The 26,046-nt window shown below is 62.9% G+C and carries 31 protein-coding genes and 1 pseudogene; 3 read left to right on the top strand and 29 right to left on the bottom strand.

Going from position 1 to position 26,046, the window contains the following annotated elements; genetic code table 11:
- Positions 1–6 precede the first annotated feature (6 nt).
- The 3 genes from EDD25_RS13740 to EDD25_RS13730 all read left to right on the top strand — a co-directional run bounded on the left by EDD25_RS13740 (position 7) and on the right by EDD25_RS13730 (position 2,885).
- On the top strand, positions 7–450 hold the full coding sequence (locus tag EDD25_RS13740; protein WP_134173966.1) for a nitroreductase family deazaflavin-dependent oxidoreductase: 444 nt from the start codon (positions 7–9) through the stop codon (positions 448–450).
- Positions 451–452: 2 nt separating this feature from the next.
- Positions 453–1,109, top strand: a complete 657-nt coding sequence (locus EDD25_RS13735) for a pentapeptide repeat-containing protein (RefSeq protein WP_134173964.1) — start codon at positions 453–455, stop codon at positions 1,107–1,109.
- Positions 1,110–1,328: 219 nt separating this feature from the next.
- Positions 1,329–2,885: an IS1182 family transposase gene (locus EDD25_RS13730; protein WP_134173290.1), complete on the top strand. Its 1,557-nt coding sequence runs from the start codon at positions 1,329–1,331 to the stop codon at positions 2,883–2,885.
- Between the two features lie 187 nt (positions 2,886–3,072).
- Here the strand turns inward: EDD25_RS13730 and EDD25_RS13725 are convergent, their stop codons facing one another.
- The 29 genes and pseudogenes from EDD25_RS13725 to EDD25_RS17780 all read right to left on the bottom strand — a co-directional run bounded on the left by EDD25_RS13725 (position 3,073) and on the right by EDD25_RS17780 (position 26,038).
- A complete protein-coding gene (locus EDD25_RS13725) occupies positions 3,073–3,957 on the bottom strand; it encodes an EamA family transporter (protein ID WP_241986323.1) in 885 nt (294 codons plus the stop codon).
- Positions 3,958–4,034: 77 nt separating this feature from the next.
- Complete coding sequence (locus EDD25_RS13720; protein WP_134173960.1) at positions 4,035–4,316, bottom strand: hypothetical protein; 282 nt, start codon at positions 4,314–4,316, stop codon at positions 4,035–4,037.
- A 223-nt stretch (positions 4,317–4,539) separates the two neighbouring features.
- The gene (locus tag EDD25_RS13715) at positions 4,540–4,983 is read right to left on the bottom strand and encodes a pilus assembly protein TadG-related protein (protein ID WP_134173958.1); all 444 of its coding nucleotides are present in this window, start codon (positions 4,981–4,983) and stop codon (positions 4,540–4,542) included.
- Positions 4,980–5,507, bottom strand: a complete 528-nt coding sequence (locus EDD25_RS13710) for a hypothetical protein (RefSeq protein WP_241986322.1) — start codon at positions 5,505–5,507, stop codon at positions 4,980–4,982. Before EDD25_RS13710 ends, EDD25_RS13715 begins: the two co-directional genes overlap by 4 nt.
- Positions 5,482–5,889, bottom strand: a complete 408-nt coding sequence (locus EDD25_RS13705; RefSeq protein ID WP_134175526.1) for a TadE/TadG family type IV pilus assembly protein — start codon at positions 5,887–5,889, stop codon at positions 5,482–5,484. Before EDD25_RS13705 ends, EDD25_RS13710 begins: the two co-directional genes overlap by 26 nt.
- Before the next feature lie 21 nt (positions 5,890–5,910).
- Positions 5,911–6,087: a hypothetical protein gene (locus EDD25_RS17620; protein WP_166671311.1), complete on the bottom strand. Its 177-nt coding sequence runs from the start codon at positions 6,085–6,087 to the stop codon at positions 5,911–5,913.
- 41 nt (positions 6,088–6,128) lie between these two features.
- Positions 6,129–7,067, bottom strand: coding sequence for a type II secretion system F family protein (locus EDD25_RS13700; RefSeq protein ID WP_134173957.1), 939 nt, complete (start codon positions 7,065–7,067; stop codon positions 6,129–6,131).
- Positions 7,068–7,413: 346 nt separating this feature from the next.
- Complete coding sequence (locus tag EDD25_RS13695; RefSeq protein ID WP_134173955.1) at positions 7,414–8,163, bottom strand: hypothetical protein; 750 nt, start codon at positions 8,161–8,163, stop codon at positions 7,414–7,416.
- Positions 8,164–8,486: 323 nt separating this feature from the next.
- The gene (locus EDD25_RS13690) at positions 8,487–9,350 is read right to left on the bottom strand and encodes a type II secretion system F family protein (RefSeq protein ID WP_134173953.1); all 864 of its coding nucleotides are present in this window, start codon (positions 9,348–9,350) and stop codon (positions 8,487–8,489) included.
- Positions 9,347–10,135, bottom strand: a pseudogene (locus EDD25_RS13685) (TadA family conjugal transfer-associated ATPase); the annotation flags it as partial. The gene EDD25_RS13690 and the pseudogene EDD25_RS13685, both read right to left, overlap by 4 nt.
- A 78-nt stretch (positions 10,136–10,213) precedes the next feature.
- Positions 10,214–11,128: a tyrosine-type recombinase/integrase gene (locus tag EDD25_RS13680; protein ID WP_166671309.1), complete on the bottom strand. Its 915-nt coding sequence runs from the start codon at positions 11,126–11,128 to the stop codon at positions 10,214–10,216.
- 198 nt (positions 11,129–11,326) lie between these two features.
- Complete coding sequence (locus EDD25_RS13675; RefSeq protein ID WP_166671308.1) at positions 11,327–12,679, bottom strand: O-antigen ligase family protein; 1,353 nt, start codon at positions 12,677–12,679, stop codon at positions 11,327–11,329.
- Between the two features lie 67 nt (positions 12,680–12,746).
- The gene (locus EDD25_RS13670) at positions 12,747–14,435 is read right to left on the bottom strand and encodes a WD40/YVTN/BNR-like repeat-containing protein (protein WP_134173945.1); all 1,689 of its coding nucleotides are present in this window, start codon (positions 14,433–14,435) and stop codon (positions 12,747–12,749) included.
- A 49-nt stretch (positions 14,436–14,484) separates the two neighbouring features.
- Positions 14,485–14,808, bottom strand: coding sequence for a hypothetical protein (locus tag EDD25_RS13665; RefSeq protein WP_134173943.1), 324 nt, complete (start codon positions 14,806–14,808; stop codon positions 14,485–14,487).
- Between the two features lie 9 nt (positions 14,809–14,817).
- On the bottom strand, positions 14,818–15,054 hold the full coding sequence (locus EDD25_RS13660) for a hypothetical protein (protein ID WP_134173941.1): 237 nt from the start codon (positions 15,052–15,054) through the stop codon (positions 14,818–14,820).
- Positions 15,055–15,057: 3 nt separating this feature from the next.
- Positions 15,058–15,936: a M23 family metallopeptidase gene (locus EDD25_RS13655; RefSeq protein WP_134173939.1), complete on the bottom strand. Its 879-nt coding sequence runs from the start codon at positions 15,934–15,936 to the stop codon at positions 15,058–15,060.
- Positions 15,936–16,496 (bottom strand): hypothetical protein, encoded by a 561-nt coding sequence (locus EDD25_RS13650; RefSeq protein WP_134173937.1) that lies wholly within the window; start codon positions 16,494–16,496, stop codon positions 15,936–15,938. Before EDD25_RS13650 ends, EDD25_RS13655 begins: the two co-directional genes overlap by 1 nt.
- Positions 16,497–16,535: 39 nt before the next feature.
- Complete coding sequence (locus EDD25_RS13645; protein WP_134173935.1) at positions 16,536–17,363, bottom strand: hypothetical protein; 828 nt, start codon at positions 17,361–17,363, stop codon at positions 16,536–16,538.
- A gap of 64 nt (positions 17,364–17,427) precedes the next feature.
- On the bottom strand, positions 17,428–18,531 hold the full coding sequence (locus EDD25_RS13640; RefSeq protein ID WP_134173933.1) for a hypothetical protein: 1,104 nt from the start codon (positions 18,529–18,531) through the stop codon (positions 17,428–17,430).
- On the bottom strand, positions 18,531–19,349 hold the full coding sequence (locus tag EDD25_RS13635) for a hypothetical protein (protein ID WP_134173931.1): 819 nt from the start codon (positions 19,347–19,349) through the stop codon (positions 18,531–18,533). The genes EDD25_RS13640 and EDD25_RS13635 overlap by 1 nt, the downstream gene beginning before the upstream one ends.
- Positions 19,349–21,673, bottom strand: a complete 2,325-nt coding sequence (locus EDD25_RS13630) for a tape measure protein (protein WP_166671307.1) — start codon at positions 21,671–21,673, stop codon at positions 19,349–19,351. Before EDD25_RS13630 ends, EDD25_RS13635 begins: the two co-directional genes overlap by 1 nt.
- An 86-nt stretch (positions 21,674–21,759) precedes the next feature.
- Positions 21,760–21,936 carry a hypothetical protein gene (locus EDD25_RS17615; RefSeq protein ID WP_166671306.1) on the bottom strand — a complete coding sequence of 59 codons (177 nt, stop codon included), beginning with the start codon at positions 21,934–21,936 and terminating at the stop codon, positions 21,760–21,762.
- Positions 21,937–22,070: 134 nt separating this feature from the next.
- Complete coding sequence (locus EDD25_RS13625; RefSeq protein WP_134173928.1) at positions 22,071–22,454, bottom strand: hypothetical protein; 384 nt, start codon at positions 22,452–22,454, stop codon at positions 22,071–22,073.
- 88 nt (positions 22,455–22,542) lie between these two features.
- Positions 22,543–23,358, bottom strand: a complete 816-nt coding sequence (locus tag EDD25_RS17785; protein WP_198418843.1) for an IPT/TIG domain-containing protein — start codon at positions 23,356–23,358, stop codon at positions 22,543–22,545.
- Positions 23,359–23,420: 62 nt separating this feature from the next.
- Positions 23,421–23,852 carry a hypothetical protein gene (locus EDD25_RS13615; protein ID WP_134173926.1) on the bottom strand — a complete coding sequence of 144 codons (432 nt, stop codon included), beginning with the start codon at positions 23,850–23,852 and terminating at the stop codon, positions 23,421–23,423.
- On the bottom strand, positions 23,845–24,114 hold the full coding sequence (locus EDD25_RS13610; RefSeq protein WP_134173924.1) for an HK97 gp10 family phage protein: 270 nt from the start codon (positions 24,112–24,114) through the stop codon (positions 23,845–23,847). Before EDD25_RS13610 ends, EDD25_RS13615 begins: the two co-directional genes overlap by 8 nt.
- Positions 24,111–24,461, bottom strand: a complete 351-nt coding sequence (locus EDD25_RS13605; protein WP_134173922.1) for a hypothetical protein — start codon at positions 24,459–24,461, stop codon at positions 24,111–24,113. The genes EDD25_RS13610 and EDD25_RS13605 overlap by 4 nt, the downstream gene beginning before the upstream one ends.
- A gap of 378 nt (positions 24,462–24,839) precedes the next feature.
- Complete coding sequence (locus EDD25_RS13600; protein WP_134173921.1) at positions 24,840–25,121, bottom strand: hypothetical protein; 282 nt, start codon at positions 25,119–25,121, stop codon at positions 24,840–24,842.
- Positions 25,121–26,038 carry a phage major capsid protein gene (locus EDD25_RS17780; RefSeq protein ID WP_198418842.1) on the bottom strand — a complete coding sequence of 306 codons (918 nt, stop codon included), beginning with the start codon at positions 26,036–26,038 and terminating at the stop codon, positions 25,121–25,123. Before EDD25_RS17780 ends, EDD25_RS13600 begins: the two co-directional genes overlap by 1 nt.
- Between the last annotated feature and the right edge of the window lie 8 nt (positions 26,039–26,046).

Raw genomic sequence — 26,046 nt, 5'->3', positions numbered from 1 at the left:
CCGGGTATGCCCCTTATCGGAGAATATGAAGCAAGCACGGCCCAGTGGGTACGTGACCAGGTTGACCTCTACGAAAGTTCTGGCGGAACAGAGGGCACCACGATGCGCGGTATGCCCGTGGTCCTCGTGACGACGCTCGGCGCGAAATCCGGCAAGTTGCGCAAGACACCACTCATGCGGGTGGAGCACGACGGGCGCTACGCCGCCGTCGCCTCTCTGGGAGGCAGCGCCAAGAACCCGGTCTGGTACGCGAACGTGGTGGCTCACCCCGTCGTGGAGTTGCAGGACGGCGCGCAGAAGCAGGACATGACGGCGCGTGAAGTGACCGGCGACGAGAAGGACGAGTGGTGGGAGCGCGCGGTTGCCGCGTATCCCGACTACGCGGACTACCAGGCCAAGACCGAGCGAACAATTCCGGTCTTCGTGCTCGAACCCGTCGTCGCCGACTGAGCGTGGCGCGGTCACGCACCCGCAGTCCCACGATCGACACGATTCGGCTCGACGACCTCACTGATAATGACGGGGCACGGCTTCGCAGCGGTGACGACCTCGAAGCCGAACGGTTCAGCGGATGCGACCTGACCGCACGTGATCTCACGGGCTCCTCGTTTCGCGAGTGTGAGTTCGTGGGCGTGACGTTCACCGAGACGAAACTGCGCGGCGTGACCTTCTCGGAGGTGGTGGCCACCGACCTGCACGCCCCCGTGTTCAGCGCCCCGCGGTCCACGTGGCGTGATGTGCGCATCGATCACGCGCGTCTCGGCTCTGTCGAGGCCTATGAAGCGCAGATGCGTTCCGTGCACATCGACGGTTCCAAACTCGACTTCGTCAACCTGCGCAACGCCACCCTCACTGACGTTCTCATCTCCAACTGCATCATCGACGAACTCGACCTCGGCAGCGCCACGGTGCAACGGCTCGAGCTGCAGAACTGCCGCATCGGCACCCTCGACGTGAACGGTGCCACGCTCAAGGACGTGGACCTGCGTTCGAGCGATTTCGGGGCCATCCACGGTCTCGAGGGACTTCGCGGCGCCACGATCGATGACGCGCAGCTTGCGCTGCTCGCGCCGTTGCTCGCGGCGCACCTCGGCATCCTCGTCGAGTAGCGGCGCGGGTGCTCCCGTTCTCGGTCGCCGCCCCCGGTTTCGGTCGCCGCTACGCCGGTTACCGTAGCAGTCACCGATTTCGGGGGCCCCGACAGCCGCGGGAGCGCGGGAGCGCGGGAGCGCGGGAGCGCGGGAGCGCGGGCTAGGACGCTGCTGATTAATCTGGGGTATTAAGGCGCGCCTGCTCGGGTTTGCGGGCCGATGATTAAGACTTGATTCATGCAGGGTCGTGATGATGGTCAACGTCAGCTTTTGGATGTCGAGTCGATGGCGGGGCATATGCTTCCAGCGGGTTCCGTGTTCAAGTTCCTCGCCGATCATCGGCACGAGTTGTTCCCCGATGACGCGTTCGAGGATTTGTTTCCGTCCGGTCGGGGGCGCCCGTCCACGCCAGCGGATGTGATCGCGTCGGTGATGGTGTTGCAGACGTTGCATAGCCTCTCGGATCGGGAAACGGCCGAGGCGGTCACGTTCGACTTGCGGTGGAAAGCGGCCTGCGGGTTCGCGTTGACGGACGCGTCGTTTCATCCGACGGTCCTCACGTATTGGCGCCGCCGCCTCGCGAACAGCACGCGCCCCCACCGTATTTTTGAGGCAGTGACCGAGGTTATCGAGCAGTCCGGGGCGTTATCGGGTCGGAAGCGACGTGCGTTGGACTCCACAATTTTGGAGGACGCTGTCGCGCGTCAGGACACCGTCACACAGCTCGTTGCGCAGATCCGCCGGGTGGGCCGGGAGATTCCCGGCGCGGATGTGCTCGTGTCCGCGTTGACCGGTCACGATTACGCGAAGCCAGGGAAACCGGATATCGCGTGGGATGACCGAGCCGCTCGCGACGACCTCGTGTCCGCGCTCGTCACCGATGCCCTGTCCTTGCTGGCCGGCATTGACCCGACGGTTCTCACCGACGCGCAGCAGGAAACCGTCGCCCTGCTCGCGTTGGTCGCCGGGCAGGACGTTGAGCCGGCAGACGGGTCGCATGAAACGGAGGGGCGGTGGAAAATTGCGCGGCGGGTCGCCCCGGACCGGGTCATTTCCACCGTTGATCCTGATGCCCGTCACGCGCACAAGAGCCGGCAGAAGAAAGTCGACGGCTTCAAAAGCCACATCATCATCGAACCGGACACGGGCCTGGTGACCGCGGCGATCCTGACCAAGGCGGCTGGTTTGGCCAACAGCGACGCGGCCCGCGGCATGGAACTAGTCACCAAAGACACGAGCATCGGCGCCCAGAACGTCGATGTTCTGGGCGATTCTGCTTATGGCAGTGGTGAGCTTCTCGCCGCGATCACCGCCGCCGGTCACACCGCGATCATCAAACCACCGCCGCTGGGACGGGCGATTCCCGGCGGCTTCACCGTCGATGATTTCACTATCGACGAGACCACGAACACGGTCACCTGCCCAGCGGGTCAGACCCGCCCACTCAGTGCTGCGGGGCGCGCAAGTTTTGGTAGTTCCTGCGCCACCTGCCCCCTCATGACGCAGTGCACGACGGCGAAGAGCGGCAAGAAAATGCTGCTCCGTGAGCATGACGCCATACGCCGGGAGCACCGTGTCCGGGCTCAGGATCCGCTCTTCCAAGCCGATTATCGACAACACCGGCCGATGGTTGAACGCTCCATCGCCTGGATGACACGCAAGTCCCGCCGCGTCCCTTACCGAGGCGTCGTGAAGAACAACGCGTGGTGGGTGAATCGGGCGGCCGGAATCAACCTTAAACGGCTTCTGAACCTCGGCCTCACCCGCCAGAGCGGGATCTGGGCCATGGGATAACACCCCGGAAGACGGCCACCCACGGCCGCCGGCCGCAGACGGCCATCAGAGACCGCAACCGCCCCGCACGCGAAGATCAACACCACCACAAAAACGAGAAATGAGAGGCGTCACCATGAAATACACAGGCCAAAAATCGCTCTCACGACTCGCCAGGCCTCCCCACAACCCCTAAATCAGCAGCGTCCTAGGGGACGGCGGTGGCGATGAGCTCAAGGTCGGAGCGAGGACGTTCGCGCTGCGTGGCGATGGCGGCACCGGCGGCCACACACACCACGAGGATGGCGATCTGCTGCTGAAGTGTGAACGACTCCCCGAGAACGAGAGCCCCGAAACCGGCGGCGATCACGGGACCGAAACTCGTGATGATGGAGTAGAGGCGCGGAGTGATACGGCGAAGAATATACGTGTCGACCGTGTACGGGAACGCCGAGGACAGCACTCCGATGAGAGCGAGCAGGCCGACGACGCCCCAGTTGAGTCGGCTGAAATCGACGGTGAAGAGAGCAAGCGGCACCACAAGGGCCAGGCTGACGAGGCTCGCGATCGTGATGCCTTCCAGCCCCGCGAATTCGGTGGCCACCCGTCTGGTGAGCAGAATGTACGCGGCCCAGGAGGCCGCAGCGGTGAGCGCGAGCACGATGCCCCATAGGCTCAGTGTGCCGTCCGACCAGGTGAGCAGAAAAACGCCACCGGCTGCCGCCGTGGCATACAGAAAGTCGAGGGGCCTGCGGGATGTGGCCAGGGCCAGGGCAAACGGCCCGAGAAACTCGATCGTAGCCGCGATACCCAGCCCGAGCAGGCCGACGGCCTCGTAAAAAGTGAGATTCATGACGGCGAGCACGACGCCCAGCGCCAGTGCCGGCCACACCCGGCACCAGCTGAGACTCGAGAGCTTCGGCCGGTAGAACGGCAGGATGACACAGACCATCACGATTTGGCGCGCCGCGACGACGACCGGTGATCCCACCACGGGAATGAGCAGGCCAGCCAGGCTCGAGCCGAAGTTGATGCTGACCTCGGTGGCGATTTGGGCGCCCGCGCCATTCAATTGGTCTCGTTTGTCGCTCACCGATCGCCCTCCCCTGCACCAGGGAGGCGCGCTATCGAGCGTAGTGGCTAGGTGAGAGCCAAGTAAGGCATCCGTTCCTAGTCGGGCAGGGGGATGAAGCTGTAGTCGCTCGTGAAATGTTCCTTCTTGCAGATGCCGCAATACAGCACGCCGGAGTCGCGCATGGCAACGACCCGCGAGGAGCATTGGATGACCTTGGGACCACAGCACGGGGAGATGACCATATAGCTGCCGGGTTCTGCCGGGTCGTGCCCGCTGAGGCCGCGGTCGTGGTGAACGCCCTCACAGGGAAAATTGGTGTCGAAGTCGAGCAGCTCAACAATCTCAACGTCGAGAACTGCATCAAGTAGCGCATTCATGAGGCGTAACGGTCCGTCCGGGGAAGGGCAGCCGCTTGGTGGTACATGACACCCGCTGGCGACCGCACCGGATGAACGACGACGACGCGTCGGCACACCAACCGGGGTCCGGGGCTGGACTGGACTTAGGCACACGCAAAAAGAAAAAAGCTCCTTACAGAGCAAGAAGCCATCATTGCCAAGTACGCGTTCTGTGCACATTACACCAGAAGTATGAAAATTGTTACCACATCACCGAACGGGCGACAGCGGTCACATTCACGGGCAGTCCGTCCGGAATGAACAGGGTCAAGACGGGCGGTCTCCACCACGCGCTGAGCGACACGGTGGCGCTGTGGCCATCGGTCGAGACGGCCTGAGTCATCGTGAGGCCCTCGAAGTCTTCGTGCGGCAGTGCGAGGTAACCGGTAACGGCTGCCTGCACGTCGGCGGCGTCGAGGGCCCGGTCGACATCGGTCGTTCCCCGTTCCACCGTGCCAAATTGAAAGGCCTCCGCTCCGGCGAGAGCCGCAGCGTCGGCGAGGGTGAAAAGGCGCTTGCGCTCAAGATAGAGGGATGTCGCGGCGACGACCACGAGGATGAGCGCGAGGGACAGAAAACCGTAGAAAATCGTGAGGAGCAGGGTGGAGCCTTCGTCGTGCGGTGAGCCAACGTCGCGAGTGTTCATCGTGCGCCCCAGAAACGCGACACGATTTGCGTTGCGGTGGCCTCAAGAGGAATGCTCGCGGTGCTCGGCAGCGAGAGCACATCGGGAACGAGCGGCAGGGTCACCCGGATGCGCACGGTGACCGTGACGGCGCTCTGGCGGGCAAGGCAACCGCCCGTTGGAGCCGTGCAATCGATGGCCACGTCGGCAGCACGGGGGTCGAGGCCGTAGTCCACGAGGGCGAACTGCACGGCGCGTATGGCCCTGGTGTTGGCGGTGCCCTCGTCGGGCGAGTCCACAAATACCCGCGCGGCCTGCCGTGCCGCACCCTCCACCGCGAGCGAACCGCCCTGCAGCACTGACATCGCCACCACCAGGTAAATCAGCGGCACGAGCAGGATCAGACCGGCGGTGATGAACTCGAGCGCGGCCGAGCCGGATTCGGAATCGGCGAGGGGACCGGCAACGACGGCGCGACGCGGGCACAGCGAGGTGCGCGCGGGTGACGCCGTGCGGCCGCTACTCCGCAGTTTCCCGAGCCGCATGGCCCTCGACCTCCAAACCGCGATCGATGCCGAACAGGCCAAGAAGCGGGAGCCGGGTAACGACACGCATCTGCACGCTCGGAAAACCCGCTTCCGAGCCATAGCTCGCCGTGACTCCGCGGGCGTAGTCCGGTCCCACCGCGGTCTGGATCAGGTCGCGTGTGCGCGCGGCTCCCTCCGCAAGACTGCTGTCTGCGAGGGAGGCGTACCGAGCTCCCTCGGCTGCCGCGTCCAGCACCGTGTTGCGCACGTGCAGGGCGAGGGCGAGTTGCATGACCCCGAGAGTGAGCACGGTGAGGAGGGACGCGACCATGACGAACTCGGCGACCGCCGAACCACTCTCCGACGAGGCGCGGGCGGGCGCCCGAGCCTCGCGGAGCATCCGTTTCACGGTTATCACCGCTCAGATGCCGCTGACCCGGGAGATGGCCTGCTCGAAGACGCCGCTCAGCGCGGGGCCGGCGAGGCCCCAAATGATGAGGACGAGCCCGGCCGTCATGAGCGTGATCAGGACCCAGCCGGGCACGTCACCCCTCTCGTCGGTGAGGCGAACTGCAATGCGGCGCGTGAGCTGTGACATGGTCGTCTGCTTTCGTGAGGAATGACTGTCGAATGGTGCGGTCAGAAGCCGGACTGTAAGACAACGAGCCCGGGAAAAATCGCGAACAGTATGGTCATCGGCAAAATGAGAAACACGAGCGGCACGAGCATCGCGACCTCTTTTTTGCCCGCGATCTCAAGCAGCACCCGCTTCGCCTGGTCACGGGCGTCTTGCGCCTGCGCCCGCAGCACCTCGGCGAGGGGCGAGCCACGGTCAAGCGCGCCCGTGATCTGGTCGACGAGTCGCGTCACCTCGGTCAGCTGGATGCCCCGCGCCAGCGACTGCAGCGCCACCGCGAGGGGCACCCCCGTGTGCACCTCCGTGACAACGGCAGCAAATTCCCGTGACAACTCCCCCGAACTCGTGCCCGACACCCGCCGCAACGAATCGAGGATCCCCTCCCCCGCGGAGAGCGACAGGGTGAGGAACTCCAGGATCGTGGGCAGCTCGCTGCGCATGCGGGCGAGACGCGCCGTCGCCGCGCGCTGCAACAACCATTCCCGAGTGAGCGACCCACCGGAACCAGCGAGCAGTGGCAGACTGAGCTGAAGTACGAGCGGGAACGATCTCACCGCGGGCAGCGACGCGGTGAGCACCACTGCGCCGGCGAGGGTAATGAGCCCCCAGACCAGTTGGCCCGAGCGAAATTCGTCGACACTGCGGGTCGACCCCGACTGCCGCAGGCGCCGCTCAATCGTTTCGGAACCGCCCAGCACGCTCGACAGTCCGCGTTTGAGCCACCCGAACGTCGGCGCAAACAGCGTGCCGAGAATCGGAAGTGGATCGACCGATACTCTGTCGACGAAGGCTCGCGCCTCGGCGGAGACATCCAGGATGTAGGGGGCGACCCGGTCCGCCAACCGTGGCCGGCTGAGCCGCGGCATAAGGCTCACGAGCGACCACAGCCCCACACCAAGCGTGGTGCCCAGCAGCACGGCCCATCCCAGCGAGGTCGTCACCGCGCACGCCCGCGCCGTGCGCATCTCGTGGTGCCGAAAACGATCATGGATGCATGATGCCGTGATACCGCAAGGGATCAGCAGTTATCCACAGGCCAGTTCTGCGAGACATGGCAGCCGAGGCGGGAACGCGCAGTTCCCGAGCGCGGGGGCGTTCCGACCCGGGTACGCGGCATGACACTGCCCGTAGGCAGCCTCAACAGACTCCAGGGAAAGCACCGATGCTCAAGCGCTTCCCTGACAGCGACTTCCACTCTGTATAAGAACGCCGGACCGGAACTGGCTAGCCCGGCGGTGCCGAGAGAGACGCGGTCGGCACACCGTCCGGAGCGGTCATGTGCCGGAGTTATCGCCCTTGCCCCCGGTTCCGGTTCCGGTTGAGCTCCTGTTTTACGTTCGAGCCCGCGGTTGGGTCCGCTTCGGGGTTCCCATCCAGCCTTCGCCCTTCACGCTGCAGCTTTTTTTGGCCCGATTCAATCCCTGAGGTCGTGGCCCGCTGCCCAAAGTAGAAGCCAACGATGGCTACAACAACGGTCGACAGCGTCGAGAAGAGCGTTTTGGCGAAGTCAATCGCTGCGCCGGCGGCCGGAGCCAGCTCCACATCATACGTGCGACCGGTACCGTCGGCCGCGCCAGCGTCGGCAACATTAATGCTGAGAACCCTGTCCGAGGGGAAGCGTGCCAGAGCTGTCTCCGAAACCCCTGTTGAGGTCTTGCCCTGCGATTCGCTTGAGCTGACTTGGCTGTATATGTAGATCGACGAGAACGCGAAGAGGAGGAGCAGCAAGAGCGCAATCACGGCGCTGATGCTGCCATTCGGAAGATTGAGGGCGCCGCGGCTAGCCTCTCCGTCCATGATCCGGGAAATCCAGGCAACCAGTGTCAGTACGACGAGGAGCGCTGACAGCCCGAGGAGCATCCAGACGGTGAGCGCAATCTCTGCTGGTAATTCCAGGTTCCGCTGTGCAAGAACCGTGATGAAGACAGATAAAACGATCAGGAGAGCAGTGAGCACACCACCGGTCATGAAGAGAGCGGCCTTGCTTGGTTCATTTGTGGCAGTGTTGCTTTGGCCATTTTCGCTGGTGCTTGTCATCTGAGCTCCCCTCATCCGCTGCCCCGAAGGAAACATACACCTGGTACTCAGGTGGCGCTAGTTCGAACGCTGCCGATCGCATCGCGCAAATGCACCAATCGCGCGAGTAGGCGCGGAAGATCGGGCATCTCGTCTTTCTGGGAACTGTCATGGATTCATGATTCCGAAATAGGACAAGGTCCCCCGGGGCTCCACAGGCCGATTTGAGAAACCCGTGGACCGAGCGGAAACGAGCTGGCTCAGGCCCCCAGCGGGCTTGACCCCGCCACGCTTCTCGTTAGTGCCCGGCAAGCACAAACATCGATCCTGGCCCGACCGACGATCTAGCGAAACCAGCGGTGCTCCTCGGGCAGACGCCCGAGAGCGATCATCACCCGGTAGGCGATGACCGAGACCACCAAGCCGACCACGATCACTACGGTGCCAGCGGGTGTGTTGTACGCGAAGGCTGCTTCGGGGCGCGAGGCCAGCAGCACGAGGATGATCCAGGGCGCCGCCACGCCCAGGCGGGCAGCGTTCACGATCCACGATTGCCGAGCCTCAACCTCTGAGCGGATGGCGGCGTCCTGCCGCAACCAGGCGGCAAGGTTGCGCAGCACCAAGGTTACGTCGCTACCGCCGACGTCACGCGCCATGCGCAGGGTCTCGAGAATGCGATCCGCGACCGGGTCTGCCAGGCTCCGTTTGAGCTCGTCGACGCAGTACGTGAAATTGCCGGTGGCTCGATATTCGCGTTCGAACTGCGCAAAGGCACTGCGAGTGGGTGCTGGCCCGGTCTGCGCCAGGCTGCTCACGCTGTCGGGAAGGGCCAATCCCGAGCGCAGCGCCGAGACGAGGTGGTCCACCACGTCGGGCCACACCGTGCGATTCGCGCGGCGCCGGGCTCGCGCCCGCCACGACACGACCAGGGAGGGCAGCATGAGGCCAAGGAATCCAGCCACGACCGAGAGCGCCCGCACCGCGAACAGACCTTGCACGAGTCCGGTCGCGGCGAGCGCGACCACTCCCGAAATCGCCAGGAAGACTCCGAGCGGCAGGGCGCCCAGTCCCGCCTGTGCCAGGAGCGTTCGCCAGCGACCCACGAGGGTGGGCGCGCTGGACGCGACCCTGGACTGCGCGGGCCACATCAGCGGTGAAGCGAGCAACACCAGGCCAGCGCCGAGCAGACACCCGAGCACGATGATCATGCGGCACCGTGCCGCAGCACCTGGGTCGGGTCGAGGCCGCTGGCACGGAACTTGGCCAGTTTCGTGGGGTGTCCACCGGTCGGTTCGAGGTGGCCGTCCGGCGATAGGAAGATCGGGCTCGCCTCAATCATCGGCCCGGCGAGCTGCCCGCTCGGCGCAATGATTTCGGTGACGCGACGGCGCCCGTGCCGGTCTATCTCGCAGTGCACGACGATGTCGATGCACCCCGCCACGGTGGGCAAGACGAAGGATGAGTCAATGTTGCGGCCGGCAAGCAGAGGCAGCGTCGAGAGCTTCGCGAGGGCATCCCTGGCGCTGTTGGCGTGGATGCTGCACATCCCCGGCAAGCCGCTGTTGAGTGCGATGAGCAGGTCAAGGCTCTCGGCTTCCCGCACCTCCCCCACGATGAGTCTGTCTGGCCGCATACGTAGGGACTCCTTGATCAGTCGCCGCAGGGTGATCTCCCCCGTGCCCTCGAGGCTCGGCTGGCGGCACTGCATGGCGACGACGTCGCGCGCGCTGAGGTCGAGCTCAAACGTCTCCTCCACCGTCACGATGCGTTCGCTGGGCCGGGTGGCCGAGAGCAGGGCATTGAGCATTGTGGTCTTGCCCGCCTGGGTTGCCCCCGAGACGAGAATGTTCTGGCCGGACAATACGCACAGGCGCAAGAATTCCGCGGCCTGGGTCGTGAGGGAACCGAGCGCCACGAGCTGGTTCAGGTCGTGGATGCGGCGCGTGAACTTGCGAATGTTCACGGCCCAAAATTTGCGGGTGATGTCCGGGATGTATCACTAGCTACAGGGGCAATCGGAAAAGCCCCGCCACCCAGTCCGTGAGGATCGAGCGGCGGGGCTTCTGTCTGCCTACGCTGCGCCGGCGAGGTAGGCGGCGAGCCCGTGCGCTGCATGCCGGTCGAGGTTGCCGCGGTTCCGGTCGTAGCGGTTCGTCATGCGGGGGTCGGAGTGCCGGGCGAAGATCTGAGCGTCTCGCAGCGTTGCCCCGGAGTCGAGCGCCGCAGTGATCGCGCTGTGGCGGAGGGTGTGCGGGTGGAGGCCGGCGGGAAGTCCTGCACGCTTGGCGAGGGACTTGATGCGCCGGTAGGCCGAGCGTCGATCCATGACCGTGCCGAGGTCGGTGTAGAGCAGCTGCCCGGACTTGCGGTCGCCGGCGCACGCATCGAGCATGCGGATCACCGGGACCGGCAGTGGGATCGTGGCGGGCTTGCCTCCCTTGCCGAGAACGCGCAGCACACGGTGGCCGCTCTTCGTCTCCGCGAAGTCCTCAATCTGCACGCTGGTGGCCTCGGAGACGCGTAGGCCGAGCATACCCATGAGCGTGACCAGGGCGGCGTCGGTCGGTGACTTGGCACGGGCGGCCTGAATCAGGGTGCCGAGCTGCACCCGGTCGAGGCCCATCGCGGCGTTCTCGTCCCAGATGACTTTGGGCATCCGGACAAACGTCATCGGGCTGCGCTTGATGCGGTCGTCGGCCTCGGCAATCCGGTAGAAGCCCTTCAGGGTACCGAGTCGCCGGCAGGTGGCGGCCGGGCCATTGCCGCGCACCTCTTCCAAGTAGCGGGCGAAGAATTCGAGGTGCACCCGCTCGGCTTCGAGAGGCTTGATGCCGTTCGAGTAGCACCACTCGAAGTAAATGCGCAGATCGCTGATGTACATCGTGCGGGTATCGCCTTTATACCGGGCGAGGAACGCCGCGGCTGCGATCTCTTCCTCGGTCATCCGAGGGCTGAACGTGGGCGCGAGGGTATTAGAGTTTGTCATGTCGGACTCCATGTGCTTGATGGTGGATGGTTGTCTGGCTGCCTCGTCTCGTGCTGAAACACGGGGCGGGGCCTTTCGCTTTTGCGAAGACTTCTAGCCTACGTCTGTACCCCCCCGTTCTACAACAAAAAAGCCCCCCGACCTCCGAAGAGGCCGAGGGGCTATCTGATGAAGTTAGTGCCGGTCTAGCTCGGTGAATTATAACGCAGGTATGCCTCGCCCCACCGCAGCGGCCGGGGCCGGGCTGGAATCCACCTGTGACAGTCCCGCCGCTTTGGTCTTGGATTCTCGAAGAGCAAAGATGATCCCCGCGGCCCACCAGAACGGAACGGCACCGTGGGGTGCCTCAAGAACTACCCCAAAGGACGCTACTGGCAGGATGGCCACGATCAGCAGCGCCGAGAGGCTAAGGAGCGGGTCTTCGCCGATTCGTCGCCGGTAACGGACAATGGTCCCTAAGAGCTGCAAGCACACGGCGATGGACAGTGCGAAACCAATAACGCCTAGGCGTGCATAGTTTCCGACAAACCAGTTGTGTGGGCTTCTTACGCCTGAGTAGGTACTGCCTTCAAGATACGCAAGCGTGCCAGACTCATCGAGGAAGTTATTGCCGAAACCACCCCCGAAAATTGTGCGGGATGTCTCTTCGTTCGTCCAGTCAATAACGCCTGACCAGACGAGCTCACGGGCGCGTTGGGTGCCCTGTGCGCTTTCTGCCGCAGATGTCGACCCCTGGCTTGATTTGAAGGTCGCCACAAGGCGTTCACCCGGTGGGGTCGTTGGCAGAATCATAAGAGCGATCAAGGCAAGCGCGGGAATGACCATCACCATAACGGTCCGGCGAACGTTCTGTCGCGGTGTGGCCGCATATTGCAACAGGATCGCAAGCGCCACGGAGAGCGCAAGAGCGATCAAACCCGCCCGTGTCTCAAGGGTCAATACAGCAGCGGCAGACGCGACCATGCCAATGAACGGCCAGAACTTCTTGTGTCCGCGAAGGATACGCAAGAGACACATTCCAGCTGTTACGCCGAGGAGCGCCGCATCAATGTCGGGACGCAGCTGGAACAGAGGCGCGGTTGAAAACGGAACTGATGGGGTTTCCTGGATGCCTCCGAAGATGATCACGCAAGCCCAAAGAGTGTGGAAAATGAGCGCGGCCCAGAATATGCGCATCGTTCGCGCGCGAGCTTCGTGGGTGGATCGGGCCAAGGAGGATGCACTGACGAACGCCAGCACGCCGTAAAGGAAAGGAACGCCATCCCTGACCCAATCCAACATCGGGCCACCCCCGAGCGAGAGCAGGAAGCGCGCCGAAACGTAGACGAAGAACAGAGCAAAGAGAGCGCTTGGCCGATTGCGTGTAACCCAGCCGTCTAGGGCGCGCTTGCCCTGCATTCGCGTAGCGATGAACCATCCGGCAATCCCCAGTCCGATGAGGATGTCAGTGATGTAGATCGGTGATGCGCCAATGTTGGTTCCCCACCTGCTCGCGGCAAGTATCAGCGCGACCGCAGAAGTTCCTACGATTACTGTCGGTCGACTCTTCACTGGCCCGCTTATGTACCCACCCACCATCGAACGCTAGCACGACAATGGGTGGGCATCTTTCAAACTATTATGCGACGCCTTCGGGGGCGAAGTGGTCCGTAATCTCCGCTCGCAGGTTGCCAGCATAGAGAATGCGCCGTGAATCTTCCGTTATAAAGATTACTCTCTGCGGTATAAATCTGTCCGGCAGCGGGGTAAGAAGATGAGTCGTGCCGCCCGGCTTATCAATGTAGAAAAGCCCGTGTCGGTTCCCCGTGATGCCCGCTATAGCGGTGATGAAGTAGTATCGACTCGTTACGCTATCAAACGCGCCAAAGTATGCTTGTGAATGGAACATATCGCCGGGCGCTCCACCGGGAACCGCAATATTCATATGTGAATTTTTAGCCGCGAATTTGGGGATGCCAGTCGCCCTGTCTACGACCAATGCTGAGATCCCGTCAGCGTCAGCCGCGAGCCAGATGAAGTTAGTTGAGAAACTGATCTGCACCGCCTGAAACAGCGCGTCACCGGTATAGATGGTCGTCCAGGTTGTGCCGTTGTCGATGCTCTTGAGCAGCTTAGCGGCGGCACTTCCGTCGCCGCTGGTCATATAAACATGGCCGAGGTTGAACGGGTCGCAAGCTACAGCGTGAATGTGTCGGAATGTCCCGGTGTAAAGCTTCGTCCATGCAAAACCGTCCTGAGTTCGCCACAGGCTCGGAGAGTCGACCCCTCCCGCTGTGGGGTCGCCGTATTCGCTCACGAACAAGTAGCCGTTGCCGCTGTCCATACCAGTACCTATAGATGTACCGACACCAGTTGAGGTGCCGTCCGTAGTCAGGTCGAGAACTTTCGTCCAGACGTAGGGCTCGGCAGTTGGCGCTCGAAATACGCTCCATTGGTTGTTGGGCATCGCGAAGACGCCGTAATACTCATTCCCAAAACGGTTGATAGCCATTTTCCCTGAGTTGTTGTCGTTCAAGAAAGCGCCTGTGGGCGGAGCACTACCGGCTCCTGCCAGCGCAGTGAACTGGTAACTGAATACTTTTCCCTGAACGGAGTCAACTGTCATCACGCCAAAGGTGGCGTTCGTGCCGACAACGACTGCATTCCCGAGATCGGGGCGATCAAGAAGGACGGAGCTGTAGAACGGGGGGTTGAAGTGAATACTCCCGGTAAGCATGTGCGCCTCTGGCGTCATCGCGCTGATCGGTGCGGCATCGGCCGCAATCGTGGCATCTAGTGCCGTATCGAAAACTCCGCCCGTGCCGACCTGCGCGGCCATGGCAGTATCGACCTGGCCGGGGATCAACTCGACGGCCGCGCGGTCCGCAGCTACCGCGATTCGGTCGAGCGCCACCTGCGCGGCATCCGCCTCGACCTGATCAATCAGCGTCTGAATGTATGGCGGGATGACCCAGCCGCCCGTAGGCATGCTCTCGACGTCGATCAAGTCGCTGTATGCGACCGACGCGACATCGGGGATCTGCACAACGCGCGCATAAGGGCGCACGACGGTGCTCCCGTTGTGATTCTTGCCTTCGAGGAGCTCCCAAATGTGCACCGCTTCGCCCGTGGGAGTGGCGGCCAGAGTGAGCGCGCTCACACCATCCGGGCCGAAGATCACACCATCCTTGATGACGCCGAGGAATGGAGTCCGCGTAATGATGCCGGTTACGGTGCTGATGCGTGCGGTTACTTCACCTGCAATGCGGCCATTTGCGGGCAGCGATGCGCCGTCGAGGAGCGGCAGCCCCGAAGTGATTACTGGCATGAAGAATCCTTACTGTTGGTGCGTGATGGCAGAAATCGGGGCGAGGGTATTACGCGGCGTGCTTGCCAGTGCCGACAGCCTGAGCGGCAGAAGCAACACCGGTCGGCTTCCAGAGTCCGAAGTAGGCAGCAACGGCGATCAGGAACGTTGCGAGGCCCTGCACGAGGCCAGCGAACAGGTCGTACGGCATCCCCGCAGTGATGGACGCGAGAAGGTTGGTGAGGATGCCGGCGGCGAATGCGAGCACGCTGAGGAAGATCGCCTTCCGCGCCGGACTCGTCTCGCGTGTCGTGACCAGGCCTACGAGGATCGGCAGGATGACGGTGACGGCCAGCCAGATCAGCATGGGGATGTCGGGGGTGAACTGGATCATGATTTCTCCTTAGATAATGCCGTTAGGCATTGCTGGTGGTGGGGGTGGTGTGCCTTGATAAATGTGATCAATCAACTGCCGGTTGTAATTCCAGAGGATCTGATTGCGGCGCTCGACAAGATCGACGCGTGATTCAAGATCACGGATACGCCCATAGGATCCAGTGCGGCCCGTGACGCGTGCGGTGAACCATGCGCCGGATGCCGCAATCGCGGCGATGATGATTGTTGGTAGCCACTCAGGCACGAGCTACAGCGCAGCCTTGAGGCCACCGACGACGGCCCCAGGGATCGCCGCGAAGTTGTCAGCGAGTACCGCGTCGACCGCCTTGGCAATTGCGACCTGGTCTACGACGACGTTTCCGATCTGTGGCGCGAGAGCGTCGATGACGGCCTTGGCGACAGCCCCCGCGTCCACGGTCTGGACGACGGGTTGAGCGACGTTGGACCGAACGATGTTGCGCAGCATTGTGTCCATCATGCCGATCTGCTGAGGGTTGAACACCTCACCGACACCGGTGCGGTCGGCCTCGATCATGCGCTCGAACAAGGCGACGTAGGCCGTGGTCGGCAGCCCCCAGAATCCCTGATCGGTGGCGAGGAGGATGGTGCCGTTGGTGTCCTTAGTGATGTACATGTTTCGCTTCCTCCCTGCGGGCTCGGCCGCTGCGGGGGTAATCGTGACGGATGATGAGGACGCAGCCGCTGAGCTGGTCGCGGTGAAGTAGTGGAACAGGTTGCGGCGCACGCCGCCGATGTAGATGTGTACGTGTAGGTGCGGGCCGTAGTGCCATAGGTTGCCAAACCCGCTCGCACCGGAACGCCCGAGCAAATCACCGGTCTTCACGTCTCTGTCTGGGGAACCGGACGACAAGTGCATGAACTCGATGTAGTCCTGGTTGGGCAGACGAAGCCGGCCGATGTTGCCGCCCGAGCCCTTGCCGACCCGCCCGTTGCCGTCGAAATACTGAAATACTCCGTCTGCGGGTGCGCGAACCTCGGAGCCGTATGGGTACGCGAGATCGACGCCGCCCGAACTGCCGCGCTTGAGGTGGTTCGCCCACGATGTTTCCGGGTCGCGGTCATCAACCAGGATCACGGGGTGCGTGAAGTTGTCGATAATGCCCATTAGGCCGCGTCGAATCGGATGTTACCCAGCGAAATGTTCGTGATCGTGCCAGTCGTGAGAGATGTCATTGCCCCCGTCGAAAGGACATTCATGCGCACCGCACCACTTTGCGCATCCGTTAAAAACGCGAAGTTCGCGCCGGGCAAAACGTCCGGAAGGAAGCCGGCAGGAAGAGTGAATAGCGCCGAGCTCGCGCCCGTCGAAGATCCCCGCCCCCGGAACCGGACTTCACCATTCCTGCGTCGATACTGGAATCCATTGCCAGATTCGTTGGACCATCCACTGCCGAGAGCGGTAGGCGTAATCCATCCAGTGTCCCCGGTCCCATCCGTCCATGCGGTGCCGTTGTGGACGTGCTGCAAGCCATCGCTGGCAACGCGGGCAGTGCGGCCCGGCCAATTGCCAGACGACGGGAGCGCGCCGACCGTATCGAACGACTCACCGATCAGGTCCGCGATGTCATCAGCGAGTTCCGTCAGGTCTGCCCCGAACTTTGGCGCGGACGCCTGGGAGTAGTTGCCGATCGCCGGAATCCGTGCGTTATTGCCTGAGCGTGCCATGGTGCCTCCAAAGGAAAAGGCCCCGTCAGGGACCGTGAATCAAGCGGTGTATGTGATGCGGAGCTGCCCCTCAAGAGCGCCCCCGGCTGCGCCCCGGAACTTGTGATAACTCACTCCACCGGGGACCGTGGGGAATCCGACGCCGAGCGCTGCGCCAGTCTTGAGCGCATCGCCAAATGAGTTGGGCAGGGTCTTCCACCCAGAACCCGATGAGATGGAAACGGCATCCCTAATATTCGGGTTGCCCGACTTGCCACCGAGTGAGTGGAGGCCAACCTTCGCCAGCACATTCGGGTGCTGGTTGAACGTCTCGGTGAGGTAGACCTGCACGAGCGAGATCGCCGCACTGTTCGGAATGGTCCCCGCGATGTTGTTGTAGAAGAACGCGCCAGTGTTGCTCGCCGAACTCCACGGGTCGTTGTAGTTCCAACTGCCACCGGGAACATAGAAGTTGCCTGAGTCAGTAGCCACGAACTCTGGGGATGCTTGCGCCGCGCTTCCTCCGCCAGTCTCAGGCGGAATATACGCGGAGGTGGGCACCTCGGCCGGAGTCCCGATCACCATCGGGCCGTCCGCCCAAGAGATCAGAACCGCATCATCGACAGCAGGGGTTGTGTACGAGCTGATGTAGCCGATCTGCTGTTCGGTGCCGTCAGGCATTCGCACCGTGAGGAACGGCGTGCCGGTAGCCACGACGACGCCATAGGTCGGATTAGGCTTGACCGGTCCCAGCATGAGGGTGAAGCCATTCAGACGCAGCACGCGCACGCTGGTGCCCGGCAGCGGGGTCGTGAAGCCTGCCGAGTAGACCGTCACCGCACCGCCGCCGAAGTCAACGTTCACCGTGCCGTCAATGTTTGTGCTCATGTACGTGGCAACCAGAGTAGACACTTCCGGGGTCGCCTCCTGCCTCTGCGCGACCTTCTCAGCGTTACCCACGGCTCACGCTCACAACGAGCGTCATCTGGCCGCGAGCAGGCATCGTGATCTTTTCGATTCGACCCACGATAGTAACCCCGTCCTTCTCGAACTCGATCACGTCCCATACCTCGAGGCGCGGGTCAGCCGTGCACTGAATCGTGTACGTGACCGCCTTCATGACCGATACGAGCGGCAAGGTGCGATCCGCCCACTCCTGCGCCTGCGCCTGCGTTGTGACGAACTCCGACGAAAGGAAGTACGGCACGCGGCCATGACCGCCGCCCCACCGCAGCGGCCCCGTCGGAATAATCGCCTCGGCCAGAACCGTGGCCTGCTCGTCATTCCATGACCGGACGCTCACCTTGTTGCATATCCCTTCCGGCGTGAGGTCGTCCGCGCTCGCCCGGCCGACGCGCCCACCAGCGCCCATGCTCAACTTCGCGACGGGGCTGCCCCACTCGAAGGGAGAAACCGACACTTCGCCCATGGGCGTGATGTACGGGCGACCGCCGATCAGTGCCGATAGCTCCTCGATCGCGTCGAGCCGATTCTCCTTGTAGAGGACCGTCCGCGTGATCGCCGCATCAGGCACTGATCGATTCAGGGGCAGCAGCGTCAATCGCTGGATCTCAGCCCACACAGAACTCTTATCGGTCGGCCCGGACGGTGCCTCGAACCTTTCCAAGTCCGTTGTGTAGAAGAGGTCAGCAACCTTGATCTGCACCGACGAACCGACAGTGATCAGCCGGTCTGCCATGCGAATGCGGGTCTCCTGCGGGTCGGTCACGCCGATCACCTTCAGCCGGCCGCGCAGCACCTTCTTCGAGAAAATGCCCTTAATCGTCACCCGATACGAAATATCGATAAAGGAAGCGAAAGGCATCAACCAGGACGTCAGCTTCTCGGGAACGATCGTGTGCCCGAGGTCATCCGTGTAGTTCAGCTTCAGAGAGCCCTGCGTGAGCACGAGCGCCCCAGAATCAGAGATCAGCTCGCCCGTGAACTCAAGGTCACGGAGGACAACCTGCCCGTCAACGATGAGGTCACCTACCCATCCCGAAGTGGCGGAGCCGTCAGCGATTGCCGACACCATCTGATCAGAAACCGGAATCATCAGGACCCCCTAACCGTGTAGTCGCGTGAAGCTTCGAGGTAGCTGGGGTACGCCGCAGTGAACTCTGCATAGGTGGAATAGAAATCCGTGAAGTGCTGATAGGTCAGCAGCGGTGTGACGAAAGCGGGAGCCGGAGGCGTCGTTTCCTCGCCCACGAGATCCCACAACAGCCGCTGCCCAGACTCGCCCACCGGGCGCATGCTCGGCGAGCCCACGAACGCGAACAGAGTCGGGGGCAGCCACGTTTCAGGGCGGGATCGAACGCAGATGATCGAGAGCGCATCCGAGTCGTACGCGCCGAAGAGCGCATCGAACCGCTTACCGTCCTCCCGAGTCTCCGTGTAGCAGTCGAGAACGACCTGTTGGACGCCGCCGCGCGTGCCTGGCATCGTGAATCCGACGCTGCGGCGCGGCACGTCCATGAACTCTGCAGGCGTCGAACGCGTGATGGTCCCGGCCGCACCATTCACCAGGCGAACCTTCACCGCCGACTCCGGGTCGAGCGGATCCGAAAACCACGCCCAACCCGGATCGAGGCCATAGAGCACCGTCGTCTGCTGCGTTGAGAAGCCCGACGACAGGCCAGCAGTGAAATACTCCGTCTGGTACGTGCACGGGGTGATAAACGGTGCCTCGTGGTCGCGGATCGTGCCGCCGCCCGCCGCCAGCACATCGACCAGGCCACGCACCTTGAATGCGCGACCCTCCACCGTCCGCGTGACCGTGAAACGATCCGTGCCAGCCGGAATATTCGACACGAGCACATCCACGAACGGTGAAGGCTTATCACCCCAATTGGGGTCGATCGTGAGACTCATCAGTTAGCCCTTCTGCGTCCGCTAGTCACGCGCTCATCCGCGCTGTCTTTCACCTGAATGCGCCCGTCAGCGACCGACCCGACCTGCGCGAGCAGGTACTCTCCGGTGAACGGGTTTTGCACGTAAATCGCCGCAGCGGATGACGCAGTGCCGCCGGCCACAGACCCACGGCTCGTGCTCGTCATTTTCGCCGCGAATGAACCATTCAAACGCAGCGCATCGGCTGGAATGCCCGACTGGAATTCATCAATCACCGCCTTGCCGGAGTCGCCGATAGCCCGCCACCCAGAACCCGAGAAGGGTCCTCGCTTAGCCGGCGAGTGGGGGAAGAAGCCGCCCACAAAGTCCATGACTCCACCGATGACATCGCCGATTTTGCCGATCATGCTTGAGATGCCGTTGAGGAATCCCTGAATCAGCGCCTGCCCCGAATTCTTGAGCAGGTTGCCCAGGTTCCCGAGAGCACTCATAACCCGGCCCGGCATCTCCGTGAAGAACCGAACCACGTTGCTCACGCCTGAGGACACTGAACTGGTGATGTTCGACCAGAGGCCCGTGAAGAATCCAACGATCCCGGAAAAGTTCTTGATGATGATGCCCAGAGGCGTCCAGTTGAGGAAAAGGGCGATAATCACCGCGATAGCACCAGTAAAGAAAGCCTTTACCCCTTCCCAGAACCCGGAGAAAAACGCTCCCAGCGCCTGAAAAATCGCCATCGCAGTAGCCGAGATATTCGCCCACGCCTCACCCAGAAACTTGGTGAAATTGGACCAGATCGCCTGCCCAAGCTCCGTCTGGGTGAAGAACCAGATGAGACCAGCGACTAGGGCGGCAATCGCAATCACGACCAGCGCGATCGGGTTCGCCGACATCGCTGCGTTGAGTAACCATTGAGCTGCCGCAGCCGCCTTCTGCGCAATACCCATAGCGGCCGTTGCGACACGGTGCGCGATAGATGCAGCTGCGCTGGCGAGAATGGACGCCGTGGCCGGCGTGCGGACCAGCATTCCCGCGCCCTCTGCGGCGCGCTGTACGTTCATCGCGTTCGTATTGGCGACGAGCGCCCGGGTGCGGGCGAGGTCAGCAACTACCTGCAGTGCCGTCAGCGGGAGCGAAATGATGGCCGCGCCGATGGAAGCGACCTGCGCCGCACGATAGATTGCAAATCCGGCAGCAAGCGCCAGGATGATCGGGGTTACGATCTGGGAGTTATCGCCGATCCAGCCCAGAATGTCCGTGAAGGATTGCAGAATCGGGACGAGCAGCGGGATCCCCGCCGCGATGAGTTCACCCACCGTGCCAGCAATCCCGCCGATTCCGCGACCGACCTCAATGAAGATCGGGAGCATCGGCTGCAGGATCGAGCTGATGTTGCCGAAAGATTCGCCGAGGGTGGAGAAATCCCCAGACTGGAAAGCACCCACGACTTTGGAGAATGCTCCCGAGATAGCCGAAAATGCGCCGGACACATTGGCTGCCACCGCATTGAAGTCGATGCCGTCGATCCATGCCGACAGCGCGGCGACCGCCGGTGTCACCTTGCCGTTGAACTTCTCAGCTAGGGGGGCGAGCGAATCCGAAAGCCGGTCTACTGCGCCGGCGATCGAGACGAACAGCGCCGGTGCCGCGTCGACAGATGAGCCCGTGAACATTGCTCCGAGCCGACCGAATGATGCCCCGATGTTCGCGAACGCTCCGCGCGCGGTAGCGCCACTGGACAGCGCAGCGCCGCCGACGCCCTTCTCAAGCGCCGTCTGGAAGGCCGCGAAGTCAACCTCACCCTTCGTGACCATTTCAGAGGCAGCCTCGGCAGTGATACCGTACTGGTCGGCGACGAGCTGCAGCAGGGGGATGCCGCGGCCTTGGAACTGGTTCAGCACTTCCGTACTCAGCTTGCCGTTCGTGGCGACCTTGTTCACCATGTCACCCATTTCGGACAACGACGACTTGCCGATAGTCGCGGCATCCGCAGTGAGCTTGAGCGTGCGCGTGAGCGCCTCACCTGGCTTGACGCCAGCAGCCACCGCAGATGCAGCGATCGTCGCAGCCTTATCCAGCCCAAACGCGGTCCCCGTCACGGAGTCCAGCGCGGAGACCATGATCTTCTCTACGCCCTCGGCATCGTGCCCGAGTCCTTTGAGCTGCGCCTTCGCGTCCTGAAGGTTCAGCGCCCGGCTGAGCCCCTTCCCGGCAACGGCGGCGACCGCACCGATAGCGGCACCGACGCCGACAGCAATGCCAGCACCGATGCCCTTCACGGCCCTGCCGAATGTGGACGCGAACTTGTCGCCCGCCGACTGACCGGTAGAGTCAACCTCCGACACTACTGTGGCTCGGAATCCCTTAAAAGTTGGGAAGATGGCCACATCTGCAGATCCGACGGACGACATATCGGCCTCGCTTCCATGTTCTAGTGAGCGAACGCCGATCGGCGCTGCAGTGACGCGCGCAGCTCAGCGCGTTCTTCTTCAGTGACTTCCTCGACCGCAACCTCGGCGGGCCACGGCATGGGCACCTTGAACGGTTCCGGATGCTCTTTTTCGTCGCGGTTGGCATTCATGAACGCTGCCGCGTGAATCCCGGCCATAGCATCGCCGTAACTGGCCGCGAAGTCCCATCCGTGGGCGTTCGCGTTCAGGTGCGACCCAAACTCACGCCGGAGCTCCTCAATGAGATCGATCGCCTCCCGAAATGGGATACTGCGACCGATCTCCGAGAGGCCTACTCCGAATCGGTGTCGGAAGTCGTAGCTGAGGGCTCGACGGTGCTTTCCGACGACTCTGTAGAGCCCGATGATTCCCCCATATCGGCCCCCATTCGCTCGCCGAGGAACGTGGAGAATTTCAAGACGATCGTCATGGCCTTTGCGCCGTCGCGCATGCCGTTGAGAGTGTCCTTGTCCTCCGGCCAAAGGATGTTGTCGATGACGTACCGCGGATAGTGCTTCTGCTCGATGTCGAGTTCGTCCATGTCCATGAACAGCTCGATGCGGTCGAGCGGGATCCGCATGTCGATGGAGATCTCCCCCTCGTTCGTCTGGCATTTGAGGTGGTCCTCAACAACGAGGAAGTCGGGCTTGGGGCCGGCGGTCTTGGAAGTAGCCATGATGGGCCTTTCGGGTTGATGTAATGATGGGCAAAAGGGTGAAGCTGGCCGGGGAGCCCATCAGAACCCCGGCCAGCAGTCAGTTCGGCTAGGCGACGCGCGTGTACGCCTTCGCGACCGATGCGCCCACCGGTGTCGTGACGACGATCGGCGAAGAACCCGCGGAGCCGGTAGGCATGGCGAGCGTGATTGACGTAGCCGAGTTCACAGTGAACATCGCAGCAGCCACACCACCGACCGTGACCGCGGTAGCGCCAGTGAAGCCGGTACCAACCAGCTCCACCGTGCTACCTGCGCCCATGCCCGTCGGAAGCGCCGAGGTGATCGTCGGAAGCGCGGTCCCTGGGGCGGGAATCAGCCACTCGCCCAAGTGCTCGTTGTTCAGGGACGCGGAACGCTTCGCCTTGAACGTAATTTCGGTAGCATTGACGCTGCCGCGCTCGGACTTGTCGGTCTTGGCGCTCTTCACGCTGACCTCCGCGATACGGCGGCGAATGACACCGTTCTTGAAGATCTCCTCGGTGAACATGACGTACTCCGTGGCATGACCGCCAGCGTCGATCGTGATGTATCCGTTCGCGTCGGCGGTCTTGCCGTAGGCGAGCTCACGAACGATCGCGTCGTACTGGGCGAGCTTCGCGACCACGTCGGCATTCGCGAGGCCGGACGGGATCGAGTAGCCGTCCTGCCAGAACTTGATGGGGTCCCCATCGGCCTCAAGCGTCCACTCGAAACCCCCATCCTCGGCGAAGAGGCCCGCCTTCTTGAATGCCACCGGAAGAACGAATGCCGGGTTGGCACCCTCCGAGGCCGTGGGGAAGGCGGTCCCCTTGGGGGCGAATCCGAGGATTCCCGAGACCGGGATTCCAACGGCCGCAACGTCGTTTCCGAAGGCGTCGATCATGATTGCTCCTTAAAAGCGAAAAGCCCCCATGTTTGGGGGCGGTGAGAGAGTAAGAGGGTGAATTACAGGAGAGAGCCGACGACGGCGAGAGTCATCGTGATGTATAGCCTCGCCTTCGGCTGGGATTCCGTCACAGCGAACGGGCCGCGCGAGGACAGGACAGCCGAAACCGGGTTATCTGGTGCGACCGCGGGGATCTGAGAACGGAGAGCGTGCACGATGCGAGCTAGATCGTTCGCATCCTGCGGGTTCTCTTTCGTGCCAGCCAGAACTGACAGGCCAACGTCGCGGTCAGCACCAATGACCGACGTATCAGCGCCGCCGTCATCACGAATGACGAGCAGCCGCGCCGGGAACGGGTCATTGGGGCCAGGCTCACGATTCGACACCACCACCCCCTGACACACAGGTTCAGGCCGTGCAGCGAGCGCCGCTCGATACCACGCCGTCAGGAACAGTTCGAGGTCGGCGTGCACGACCAGCGGGTCAGCCACGCGTCACCGACCTCAGTGCTCGCGAAAGGTTGCCCGTCTGCGACTCGACAAGCATCGAGTGATCCGAGCTGGCCACAACCTTCGCGACCACCCGGTGTGCTGCGCGATCAACCTCGACGTGAATACTGTCGCGATACTCGCCCGAATCGACCGGAGCCGTGCTGCGCGCGACCCCAGCGGCATCCTCAGCCGCCCCGACGACGATGCGCTCCACTTGCGCAGAGTTGCCCAGCTCATCGAAATATCTGTCGTTGAACTTCATCCAGATGCCTCCTCAAGCGGGATCTCCTGCGCTGGCTGCCACCCAGTGAACGGATTCACGTCAGCGGCAGGTTTCGCGTCGACCTGGTACGATTCTGCGCCCGCCCGGATGCGATCGCCCACGAGCACATCGGACGCCGCATCGCAGAACAGGCTCTTTGCCGTGAGGGTCTGCGTGCGCGTCGCCGTGGCAACTGATGAGCTTGACGACGACGCGACGAACGCGCCCTGAATGGTGACCGTGTCCGGATCACTCCAACTGCCCGGGATGGTCGATCCGGGGTTGTACGGGTCCGGGGCCGACTTTCGCCGATCCCGGAACACTGCCTGTCCGAATAGGAGATCCATGCGTACCCTCTACTCTGGCCAGAGCCTGTTGACAAGGCCACTTTTGGGGAACTGGCCAACGGGCATCCCGGGCTGTGCCACAGCGCCACAGAGGGAACGCAGCGCCGACCGGTCATCTGCGGAGAACCACGAATCAGTTGACGTGTACTCAACCGATGCCGGACCCATCCGCTGCGACTTGACCATCCGCGAACCGCGGTCCGCGACATCCGCCGCAATCCCTCTCAGGATCGCGACCGCACTGCTTCGGCCACTACCATCAGGAAGCGAGTCCAAGCAGGGGGCGATGGATACGGCAACTGCGATTATCCGCTGCGCCAGCAACTCATCGACGCCCGTGAGATCCGTTGAAACTATCACCCCATCGCCCCCCTCTGGTTACTTGCTGTTCTGTTCTTCGGCAGCGGAAGACTTCGCGTCGGCTGCTGCTTTCTCGGCCGCGGCCTTCGCGTCGGCTTCAGCCTTGGCATCTGCCGACTTCTCGGCTGCGGACTTCACAGCCGGTGCCTTGACCTTCTCGATGAGGCCCACCGACACGGCGTGCTTGATGCCCTCGGCCGTGAAGCCGTCGCCGACGGGAGCGCCACGGTACAGATACCGCTCGCTGCCGCCCTCCGTGGGGAGCACGACGGCGGCACCCGTCACCACGTACGCGGCCATTAGAGGCCCGTGTTCGTGATCTTGACGCCGGCGAGCGGCTCCGTGACGACAGGGACAACAACGCGGCGGGCGCGCAGCTCGTACTTGTCGTCGCGGTGACGGTCGGACTTCGTTTCGACGCCAGAGCCGCCGAAGGACGCGTAACCCGGGGAGCCGAGCTTCTCATCCGCGACGCCGCCGAGCTGATCGCGGTCGATCAGGAGCGGGTCGGTCCCGGTGTAGAACGGGCTCGTCACCCAGGTGAAGCCGAGCGCGTCGACGGGCAGGTTGCCGGTGACGGCAATGTTGCCCTGCTCGCGCGGGAGCGCCTTGTCATCGACCAGGATGCGGATGAGCTTCGCGTACTGCGTGGGCTTCAGCACGACCGTGGACAGATCAAGGCCGGTACCTGCATCAGAGCGCGTGAGCGAGATGCTCGTGAGTGCCTCAATTGCCGCGCCAGCGGTCGTCCACGGGGCCGGCGACGCAAACGTGCTCGTGACCTTCGATGCGATGACGGCCATTGCCACGCCGTCAACGTGCTTGACGACGGTGTTGCTGAGGCGAATGAGCGCCTTATTGATGATCGCGATTCCCTGCTGGGAGATCTTCTCGTCGGTGATGTCCGTCTCGATGCCCCACTTGACAGTCTTCGCGGCGGCGATCTCGCCCTGCGTCAACACCGTCTTCGGGTACTCGCCTCCCGGCCCGACAGCCTCAGGCGAGTCCGCGGCGAAGATCTCCTCGCCGGTCTCGTAGAAGAGTCCGCCACCGGCCGCGGTGTACCGCCCCGAGAGGAGGTAATCCGCGACGAAACGCATCTTGGTCAGATCCGCGACGCGCTTCGCGATGAGCTGGGGGCTCTGCAGCAGAAGGTGGATCTGTGCGACGGTGAGCGAGCCCTCGGGCCGCGCCACCGGGTATGTGTAAGACGCCATGTCTCTTG

The organism is Cryobacterium psychrophilum (genome assembly GCF_004365915.1).
GTDB lineage: Bacteria > Actinomycetota > Actinomycetes > Actinomycetales > Microbacteriaceae > Cryobacterium > Cryobacterium psychrophilum.
This window is presented reverse-complemented; position numbering and strand designations above follow the sequence as displayed.

Coding starts and splice junctions, on each gene's coding strand:
- EDD25_RS13740 (WP_134173966.1), top strand. CDS start 7: ATGCCCCTTATCGGAGAATATGAAGCAAGCACGGCCCAGTGGGTACGT.
- EDD25_RS13730 (WP_134173290.1), top strand. CDS start 1,329: ATGCAGGGTCGTGATGATGGTCAACGTCAGCTTTTGGATGTCGAGTCG.
- EDD25_RS13720 (WP_134173960.1), bottom strand. CDS start 4,316: ATGAATGCGCTACTTGATGCAGTTCTCGACGTTGAGATTGTTGAGCTG.
- EDD25_RS13715 (WP_134173958.1), bottom strand. CDS start 4,983: ATGAACACTCGCGACGTTGGCTCACCGCACGACGAAGGCTCCACCCTG.
- EDD25_RS13710 (WP_241986322.1), bottom strand. CDS start 5,507: ATGCGGCTCGGGAAACTGCGGAGTAGCGGCCGCACGGCGTCACCCGCG.
- EDD25_RS13705 (WP_134175526.1), bottom strand. CDS start 5,889: ATGCTCCGCGAGGCTCGGGCGCCCGCCCGCGCCTCGTCGGAGAGTGGT.
- EDD25_RS17620 (WP_166671311.1), bottom strand. CDS start 6,087: ATGTCACAGCTCACGCGCCGCATTGCAGTTCGCCTCACCGACGAGAGG.
- EDD25_RS13695 (WP_134173955.1), bottom strand. CDS start 8,163: ATGACAAGCACCAGCGAAAATGGCCAAAGCAACACTGCCACAAATGAA.
- EDD25_RS13690 (WP_134173953.1), bottom strand. CDS start 9,350: ATGATCATCGTGCTCGGGTGTCTGCTCGGCGCTGGCCTGGTGTTGCTC.
- EDD25_RS13680 (WP_166671309.1), bottom strand. CDS start 11,128: ATGACAAACTCTAATACCCTCGCGCCCACGTTCAGCCCTCGGATGACC.
- EDD25_RS13670 (WP_134173945.1), bottom strand. CDS start 14,435: ATGCCAGTAATCACTTCGGGGCTGCCGCTCCTCGACGGCGCATCGCTG.
- EDD25_RS13665 (WP_134173943.1), bottom strand. CDS start 14,808: ATGATCCAGTTCACCCCCGACATCCCCATGCTGATCTGGCTGGCCGTC.
- EDD25_RS13655 (WP_134173939.1), bottom strand. CDS start 15,936: ATGGGCATTATCGACAACTTCACGCACCCCGTGATCCTGGTTGATGAC.
- EDD25_RS13650 (WP_134173937.1), bottom strand. CDS start 16,496: ATGGCACGCTCAGGCAATAACGCACGGATTCCGGCGATCGGCAACTAC.
- EDD25_RS13645 (WP_134173935.1), bottom strand. CDS start 17,363: ATGAGCACAAACATTGACGGCACGGTGAACGTTGACTTCGGCGGCGGT.
- EDD25_RS13640 (WP_134173933.1), bottom strand. CDS start 18,531: ATGATTCCGGTTTCTGATCAGATGGTGTCGGCAATCGCTGACGGCTCC.
- EDD25_RS13635 (WP_134173931.1), bottom strand. CDS start 19,349: ATGAGTCTCACGATCGACCCCAATTGGGGTGATAAGCCTTCACCGTTC.
- EDD25_RS17615 (WP_166671306.1), bottom strand. CDS start 21,936: ATGGCCGGGATTCACGCGGCAGCGTTCATGAATGCCAACCGCGACGAA.
- EDD25_RS13625 (WP_134173928.1), bottom strand. CDS start 22,454: ATGGCTACTTCCAAGACCGCCGGCCCCAAGCCCGACTTCCTCGTTGTT.
- EDD25_RS17785 (WP_198418843.1), bottom strand. CDS start 23,358: ATGATCGACGCCTTCGGAAACGACGTTGCGGCCGTTGGAATCCCGGTC.
- EDD25_RS13610 (WP_134173924.1), bottom strand. CDS start 24,114: ATGAAGTTCAACGACAGATATTTCGATGAGCTGGGCAACTCTGCGCAA.
- EDD25_RS13605 (WP_134173922.1), bottom strand. CDS start 24,461: ATGGATCTCCTATTCGGACAGGCAGTGTTCCGGGATCGGCGAAAGTCG.
- EDD25_RS13600 (WP_134173921.1), bottom strand. CDS start 25,121: ATGGCCGCGTACGTGGTGACGGGTGCCGCCGTCGTGCTCCCCACGGAG.
- EDD25_RS17780 (WP_198418842.1), bottom strand. CDS start 26,038: ATGGCGTCTTACACATACCCGGTGGCGCGGCCCGAGGGCTCGCTCACC.